At 63.9% G+C, this 1628-nt stretch carries 2 protein-coding genes; both read right to left on the bottom strand.

Going from position 1 to position 1628, the window contains the following annotated elements; translation table 11 throughout:
* The coding region (locus tag EN994_RS30450; RefSeq protein ID WP_164746375.1) for a helix-turn-helix transcriptional regulator at positions 1 to 291 on the bottom strand (291 nt) is incomplete at its 3' end.
* A gap of 132 nt (positions 292 to 423) precedes the next feature.
* Positions 424 to 1518: an ROK family transcriptional regulator gene (locus tag EN994_RS30445; RefSeq protein ID WP_013530471.1), complete on the bottom strand. Its 1095-nt coding sequence runs from the start codon at positions 1516 to 1518 to the stop codon at positions 424 to 426.
* Positions 1519 to 1628 lie beyond the last annotated feature (110 nt).

The raw sequence follows: 1628 nt of genomic DNA, 5'->3' as shown, positions 1-1628 counted from the left end.
GCGTGTCAGCACCGCGTGCGGCGACACTTCGCATTCGTCGAAAAGATCGGCGAGGCTGATGCCGAGCGCATTGGCAATCAGCATCAGCGTGCTGGTGTTGGCGCCGGAAAGGCCGCGCTCGAGCTGGCTTAGGAAACTGGCGGTGGTGCCGATCATGTCGCCGAGCTGGCGCAGCGTCAGGCGCCGCGTGGTGCGATAGGCCTTGATCCGATCGCCCAATACCGTCGAGCGGCGCGCTTCGGCGCTGGTCGCGGCATTGTCGTTGAGTGCGTGATCCGCAGCGATTTTCATGGCGATCTCAGGGTTCACTTAACATGCTATTAAGTGGGGCGTCCTGGCAAGCGGATTCGCCTGGTCACCTGAAAATCATTGATGGACCTGCAGAGGGCATGATCGGCCGACCGGCAACCCGGTTCAGCTCGATCACTGGATCATGAAGCGCGAACTGAATGGCAGGCTTGCCGCGCCGACGGCCTTCGGGCTGATGGTGACGCGCGCCGGCAGCGCTTCGATGCCGGGGAATTCCCGGCCGATGTCGTCGCACAAGGCCTCGGCAATCTTTTGCGGCGCATAGCTGGACAGGACGACCGTCCTGAACTCGACAAACTGGGTCAGCGCGGAGATCGACGCTTTCAGGCGGTCGGAACACTCGCCCAGCCATGCGCTGTAGGCCTCGCCCAGATCGGGCCACTCAGGGCTGCTGCTCCAGATGATTTCGGACGGGCGCCCGCGCATGGCCAGTTCGCTCTCCAGGCGCATCAGGCCGTGATCGAAGCTGGCGCTGGAGTTTCCCTTGTAGATCTGGTGGTTGAGGATGAGCCTGCTCTGCAGCCGTGCTCCGAGATAGAAGAACAGATAATCGTTGAGCGGCTTTGCGACGCCGAACATACTCTCGCCGCCGGCCGCAGCGGTGATGTCGTTCTGCACGAAAACGGGCAGCTTGATCTGTTCCTCGATCTCGGCCTGCAAGGCCTTGAGCGAGGTGCTCGATCCGTTGCGGGTTGCAGCCATCGTGTCGACATCGTCGGGAACCGCCAGGCCGATGCCGGCAACCCGGCTGCGCGCCTCGACCGGCAGGCTGGTCATGGCTTGCCCGATCGCGCCGAACAGATCGCTGCTTTGCGGAAACGGATTGGCTTCATCCGCCGGCAACTGCGTGTGGAAGCGCACCGTGCCGATGAAGTCGATGAGCGCGATGTCGATCCTGCGCCGGCTGAAGCCGACGCCAACCGCATAGGCGCCCTCCGGGTTGAGTGAAAGCGGGATCGTCGGCGGCCCGACGCGGCCGCGCTGCGCCTCGCCCTGCGAGACCAGGCCCTCCTGCTCGAGCGAGCGAACGATGACTGAAGCCGTCTGCGCCGACAGGCCGGTCTTCTCGCCGATTTCCATCCGCGAAATGCCTTCGTTCTGAAGCAGCAGGGACAGCACCAGCCGCTCGTTGTAGCTGCGGACGCTCAATGCATTCAGCCCGCTCGCACGATCGGCGATGCGCAAGGGATTGGGTGGTGCGAATCTCATGTCAGGCAAAGGTCGCCCCGTCGGTAAGAGCGCGTTGCCTGGCGGCGGTATGGTTGCTCATGTCGAGCGGCTCCAGCCGATGGCATCGACCGCGCTGGCGAGCGCGGTGC

It is taken from the genome of Mesorhizobium sp. M7A.F.Ca.CA.002.09.1.1 (assembly GCF_003998555.1).
Lineage (GTDB): Bacteria > Pseudomonadota > Alphaproteobacteria > Rhizobiales > Rhizobiaceae > Mesorhizobium > Mesorhizobium ciceri.
Note: the sequence above shows the minus strand (reverse complement) of the source record. Positions and strands in the feature narration are given on the sequence as shown.